The organism is Rhodoglobus aureus, assembly GCF_039527955.1.
In the GTDB taxonomy this organism is placed as follows: domain Bacteria; phylum Actinomycetota; class Actinomycetes; order Actinomycetales; family Microbacteriaceae; genus Rhodoglobus; species Rhodoglobus aureus.
Map to the genome: position 1 here is coordinate 24,511 of NZ_BAAAKW010000064.1, position 6,000 is coordinate 30,510.

Consider the following 6,000-nt stretch of genomic DNA (forward strand, 5'->3'; position numbering starts at 1 on the left):
CACGCTATGAACCGGCCATCACCGGTGAGCATTCGGAAGAAATCGCCTCAACTCCAGCCTCGGCAGGGGAGCGGGCGACAGTAGAACCGAACGGGCAAGCCCGTTACAGCGACATGAGTGGTGTACCAGCTGGTGCACAAGCGGGGTGGTACCGCGGCTGAGAGGTCGTCCTCGTGCAGATTATCCGCACCCACGTACCACTGGAGCTTCATGTCGTATCCTCGCCACCGCTCAGACGATTCCGTAGCGCCATCACCGCGATTTCCGGCGATTGAAGAGCAGGTTCTGTCGTACTGGAAGTCAGACGACACTTTTCAGGCATCCATTGATCAGCGTGAAGGCTGCGATGAGTGGGTCTTCTACGACGGACCTCCCTTTGCTAACGGCCTCCCGCACTACGGTCACCTGCTGACCGGCTACGCCAAAGACCTCTTCCCTCGTTTTCAGACGATGCGCGGCAAGCAAGTGCACCGCCGCTTCGGCTGGGACACCCACGGACTGCCCGCTGAACTCGAAGCCATGCGCCAGCTCGGCATCACCGAGAAGGCTCAGATCGAAGAGATGGGCATCGACAAATTCAACGAAGCTGCCCGCGAATCCGTGCTCAAGTACACGGGTGAGTGGCAAGAGTATGTGACCCGTATGGCGCGCTGGGTCGACTTCGATAATGACTACAAGACCCTTGACGTCAACTTCATGGAGAGCGTCATCTGGGCGTTCAAGCAGCTTCACGAGAAGAACCTCGCCTACGAAGGTTTCCGAGTGCTGCCGTACTGCTGGAACGACGAGACCCCGCTGTCGAATCACGAACTGCGGATGGATGACGACGTCTACAAGATGCATCAAGACCAGACCGTCACCGTCACTTTCCCGCTTGACGGCGTGAAAGCCGAAGCGCTCGGACTCACCGGAGTGAAGGCTCTCGCCTGGACGACCACCCCGTGGACCTTGCCCACCAACCTTGCGCTCGCTGTCGGTCCAGACATCGACTACGCCGTGCTTCCTGCTGGCCCTTTGGGTGCTGGCGATGGCTCAGAAGACGGATCGGCGCAGTACCTACTTGCGGGCGACACCATCGCCGCGTACTCGAAAGAACTCGGCTACGAGACTGCTGAGCTAGCGATTGCCGCAGTGTCACGAACGATCAAGGGATCCGAACTCGAGGGTGTTCACTACGACCGCCTCTGGGATTTCTATGAGGATGCCGAGACCTACGGCACCGAAAACGCGTGGCAGTTCTTGGTTGCCGACTACGTCGCCACCGGTGAAGGTACCGGCATCGTGCACCAAGCGCCTGCCTATGGTGAAGAGGACCAAAACGTGTGTGCTGCGGCTGGCATCCCCGTTGTCATCTCTGTTGACGATGGCGGAAAATTCTTGCCGTCGGTGCCTCCGGTTGCCGGAATGCAGGTATTCGACGCCAACAAGCCACTGACGAAACTGCTGCGCGAAGAGGGTCGCCTGCTTAAGGTCGCGAGCTATGAGCACTCCTACCCGCACTGCTGGCGCTGCCGCAATCCGCTGATCTACAAGGCGGTGTCGAGCTGGTTCGTGAAGGTTCCTGAGTTCCGCGACCGTATGGGCGAGCTCAACCAGGACATCAACTGGGTTCCCGAGAACGTCAAAGAAGGCCAATTCGGCAAATGGGTGAGTAACGCCCGCGACTGGTCGATCAGCCGCAACCGCTACTGGGGTTCGCCCATCCCGATCTGGAAGAGCGACAACGCAGACTTCCCGCGCGTCGATGTCTACGGCTCGCTTGCTGAGATTCAAGCCGACTTCGGTCGCTTGCCTCTCAATCACGATGGCGAGCCCGACCTGCACCGCCCGTTCATCGACGAGCTGACGCGACCGAACCCCGATGACCCGAGCGGTCAATCGACGATGCGCCGCATTGAAGATGTGCTCGATGTCTGGTTCGATTCCGGCTCGATGCCGTTCGCTCAGGTGCACTACCCCTTCGAGAATCAGGAGTGGTTCGACACTCACAGCCCGGCCGACTTCATCGTGGAGTACATCGGGCAGACTCGCGGATGGTTCTATACCCTCCACACCCTGTCGACCGCTCTCTTCGACCGGCCAGCGTTCTCGAACGTCATCAGCCACGGCATCGTGCTCGGTAATGACGGCCAAAAGATGTCAAAGAGCTTGCGTAACTACCCGGATGTCTCCGAAGTATTCGATCGCGATGGTGCCGACGCGATGCGCTGGTTCCTGATGTCGAGCTCGGTAATCCGTGGCGGAAACCTCATGGTCACCGAAGAGGGCATCCGGGATGGTGTTCGCCAGATGCTCCTTCCGTTGTGGAGCACGTACTACTTCTTCACTCTCTATGCGAACGCCGCTGACAATTACGAAGCGACGTGGCGCACCGATTCGACGAACGTTCTCGACCGCTACCTGCTAGCGAAGACCCGCGAGCTCATCGAAGATGTGACTACCGAGCTCGATGCCCTCGACAGCCCTATGGCGGCAGCAAAACTGCGGGACTTCGCCGACGTTCTCACCAACTGGTATGTGCGTCGCAGCCGCGACCGTTTTTGGAGCGGCGACGACACCGACGCATTCGACACTCTCTACACGGTGCTCGAGACGGTTGCACGGGTCGCAGCGCCGCTGCTCCCGCTCGTCTCCGAGGAGATGTGGCGCGGGCTGACCAACGGCCGCAGCGTCCACCTCACCGACTGGCCAGACGCATCCGCGTTCCCGAGTGATCATGAGCTGGTTGCGTCGATGGACCGCGTTCGCGAGATCGCCTCGAGCGGTCTTGCCCTGCGCAAGGCGCGCAGCCTGCGTGTTCGGCTGCCGCTGGCATCGTTGACGATTGTCAGCGATGCGCCAGATGCTCTCGCTTCGTTTAGTGACATCCTTCGCGACGAGCTCAACGTTAAAGCTGTGCGGTTCGAGCGACTCGAGGAGGGGTCCTTGGAGAGTTTCGGAATCACCAAGAAGCTCACTGTCAATGCGCGTGCCCTAGGGCCTCGCGTGGGCAAGCAAGTGCAGCACGTCATCACGGCGGCCAAGGCAGGCAACTGGGAGGCAACCGCTGACGGCGTTTCCGTTGACGGGATGGTGTTGGAGCCGGCTGAATACGAGCTTCAGATGGAAGCCGCCGACGAGGCGAGCGCCATCGCGTTCCTCTCCGATGGCGGGTTTGTGATCGTTGACACGCAGCTCACCCCTGAGCTTTCGGCTGAGGGGCTGGCACGCGACACAATCCGTGTAGTTCAGGATGCACGCAAGGCTGCAGGGCTCGACGTGAGTGACCGGATCGCTCTCGTTATTAGTGCCCTCGACGCCGCAGACCACGAAGCCATTGGCTTCCACAGCGCCATGATCGCCTCGGAAACGCTTGCAGCGCAATCAACAGTTCAGAGCTTCGCGAATGAGCTGTCAGAAGGCACAATTGAGACGTACCGCACCGAATTGCCGGCAGGAAAATATGCCAATGCGGGCGGCCTGGTGATTGACATCACCAAGATGGGAACGATCAATGTCTGAACGCGACGATGAATTCGACGACAGCGTGGAGCGAGATGAGTCATTCGATGATTCGCTAAGCGACGAGGAACGTGCCGAGCTCGAAGCGGCGCACCCGCTCGCCGACCTCAGCCCCTTCGCTGACGGCTTCGAGGGTACAAACATCGACGACGACTCCGACTTCGAGCTCGAAGATTCCGAGTACGCGCAGGATGCCGCACTCGTCTACGACGAGTTGCTCGCGCGAGTGGGGGAGCAGGCGCCCCAACCGCGCCTCGAGGCAACTCGGCGTGCCGTTGAGCTCATTGGTGACCCGCAGCGCACGTATCCGGTGATTCACATCACGGGTACGAACGGCAAAACCTCGACCAGTCGCATCGTCGAAAGCATTTTGCGGGCCTACGGGTTGCGCACGGGGCTCATGACGAGCCCACATCTGGTGCGCGTGAATGAGCGGATCGTGATTGATGGCCGAGCGATTTCCAACCGCGCTCTCGCCGCAAACTGGGCTGACATCCGCCCCTTCTTATTGATGGTGGATGCGGAACTGCTGGCTAAGGGCCAGGAGCCTTTGACTTACTTTGAAGCGTTGACGGTTCTCGCTTTCGCAAGTTTCGCTGATGCTCCGATTGATGTGGCTGTGCTTGAAGTCGGGATGGGCGGTGAGTGGGATTCTACGAACGTGGCCGATGGTCAGGTGGCGGTGTTTAGCCCGATCGCGCTCGATCACACCCATCGTTTGGGCACGACGATCTCGGAGATTGCTCGCACTAAGGCGGGAATCATCAAGCCGGCAGCCGCGATCGTTTCGGCGGTGCAAACCTCTGATGCTCAGATCGAGCTCGAGCGTGCAGCGGACCTCACCGAGTCGAAGCTTGGCTTCGAGGGCGATGCGTTTGAGCTGCTCAGCAGCGCTGTTGCTGTCGGTGGCCAGCTGATTTCTGTTCGCGGACTTGCTGGCACCTACTCCGATCTCTTCTTACCGCTGTTTGGCGCGTTCCAGGGCCACAACGCCACTCTGGCTATCGCCGCTGTGGAGTCGTTCCTCGGCAATGGCAGCCAAGCACTCGTCGCTGACGTGCTTGCAGAGGGTCTTGCGACCGTATCGTCGCCCGGTCGGCTGCAGGTCATCGGCGCCGAACCCACGGTGATTGTGGATGCCGCACACAACCCACACGGTGCGACTGCACTGGCCGCGGCGCTCAAGGAGTACTTCACCTTTGACGAGATTGCGTTCGTTATTGGTGTGCTTGATGACAAGGATGCTTCAGGCATCGTCGAAGCGCTTGCTCCAATCGCAAATCGTTTCTATGTCACCTCATCTCAGTCTGACCGCGCGGTAGCACCCGAAGAGCTCGTAGAAACTGTTCGAGAGTTCTCTGAAGAAACCACCGACTTCGATTCCTTTGCCGAGGCGATGGAGCTGGCTCGTAGTTGGGCCGCCGAGAACGAGCGACGCGCAATAGTCGTTACAGGTTCTATCTCTCTGGTCGGCGAAGCACTCGCGCTGGCTGAGGCGGAGGGCTGGAAGCCGTGAGCCAGTCCCCGCGCACACGCAGAACTCGCTCCGTCACGGAGCTGTTGCTGAGCATCGTCTTGGTGCTTGACGCAACCCTGATCTTCTTCGTGGCGTTGACTGCGTTCGGGCTGAGGGCTCTCACGCCCGCGCCAGCCTTCATTGGTGGAGCGGTGCTGATTATCGTTTTTGTCACGCTGGCACGGATGCTTCACCACCCGTGGGCGGTGTGGGTCGGCTGGGCGCTGCAGGTTGTTCTCATCGCGCTCGGCTTCATCCTCACCCCCATGTTTGTGGTCGGTGCTGGTTTTGCCGCAATCTGGACTTATTGCTTTATCAAGGGCTGCCAGATCGACGCAGCCAAAGCCACAATTCTTAGTTCATCAACCATGACCACCCCCGCTGAGGAGACACAATGAACATCGAAGAGACACTCGTACTGATCAAGCCGGATGGCGTCGCCCGCAACCTGACCGGAGAAATTCTCCGCCGCATCGAGGCCAAGGGTTACCAACTCGTTGACGTGCGCTTGGTGCAGGCTGAGGTGGATCTGCTTGCGCAGCACTACGCCGAGCACGAGGGCAAGCCGTTCTACGAGCCGCTGATGGACTTCATGCAGTCCGGTCCGACCGTTGCACTGCGCATCGCTGGCAACCGCGCGATCGAAGGCTTCCGTTCGCTCGCCGGCACCACCGACCCCACCACAGCAGCTCCCGGAACGATCCGTGGTGACCTCGGTCGCGACTGGGGACTTGCCGTTCAGCAGAACCTCGTGCACGGCAGTGACTCGCCAGAGTCTGCGGCACGCGAATTGGCGCTCTGGTTCTCCTAAACCTTAAGAATCGTGCAGAGTGACGAACTGACTCTGCACACTAAGAACGGCGAGAGTGGGGCTTCGGCCTAGGACGCTGCTGATTTAGGGGTTTTTGGGAGGCCCGGCGAGTCGTGAGGGCCGTTTTTGACCTCTGTATTTCACGTTATCGCCTCCCAGTTCTCTTTTTCGG

At 59.8% G+C, this 6,000-nt stretch carries 4 protein-coding genes; all 4 read left to right on the top strand.

Going from position 1 to position 6,000, the window contains the following annotated elements; all coding sequences use genetic code 11:
- Positions 1-210: 210 nt before the first annotated feature.
- The 4 genes from ileS to ndk are packed head-to-tail and all read left to right on the top strand — an operon-like array spanning position 211 to position 5,828.
- Complete coding sequence (ileS, locus tag ABD112_RS12850; protein WP_343926456.1) at positions 211-3,501, top strand: isoleucine--tRNA ligase; 3,291 nt, start codon at positions 211-213, stop codon at positions 3,499-3,501.
- Entirely contained in the window at positions 3,494-5,017 is a 1,524-nt protein-coding gene (locus tag ABD112_RS12855; protein ID WP_343926458.1) for a bifunctional folylpolyglutamate synthase/dihydrofolate synthase, read from the top strand. The genes ileS and ABD112_RS12855 overlap by 8 nt, the downstream gene beginning before the upstream one ends.
- Positions 5,014-5,415 (top strand): DUF4233 domain-containing protein, encoded by a 402-nt coding sequence (locus ABD112_RS12860; RefSeq protein WP_343926460.1) that lies wholly within the window; start codon positions 5,014-5,016, stop codon positions 5,413-5,415. Before ABD112_RS12855 ends, ABD112_RS12860 begins: the two co-directional genes overlap by 4 nt.
- Entirely contained in the window at positions 5,412-5,828 is a 417-nt protein-coding gene (gene ndk, locus ABD112_RS12865) for a nucleoside-diphosphate kinase (RefSeq protein WP_343926461.1), read from the top strand. Before ABD112_RS12860 ends, ndk begins: the two co-directional genes overlap by 4 nt.
- The last annotated feature ends 172 nt before the right edge of the window (positions 5,829-6,000 follow it).

Excerpts from the sequence above, each read along its gene's own strand:
- ileS (WP_343926456.1), top strand. The coding sequence starts at position 211 with ATGTCGTATCCTCGCCACCGCTCAGACGATTCCGTAGCGCCATCACCG.
- ABD112_RS12855 (WP_343926458.1), top strand. The coding sequence starts at position 3,494 with ATGTCTGAACGCGACGATGAATTCGACGACAGCGTGGAGCGAGATGAG.
- ndk (WP_343926461.1), top strand. The coding sequence starts at position 5,412 with ATGAACATCGAAGAGACACTCGTACTGATCAAGCCGGATGGCGTCGCC.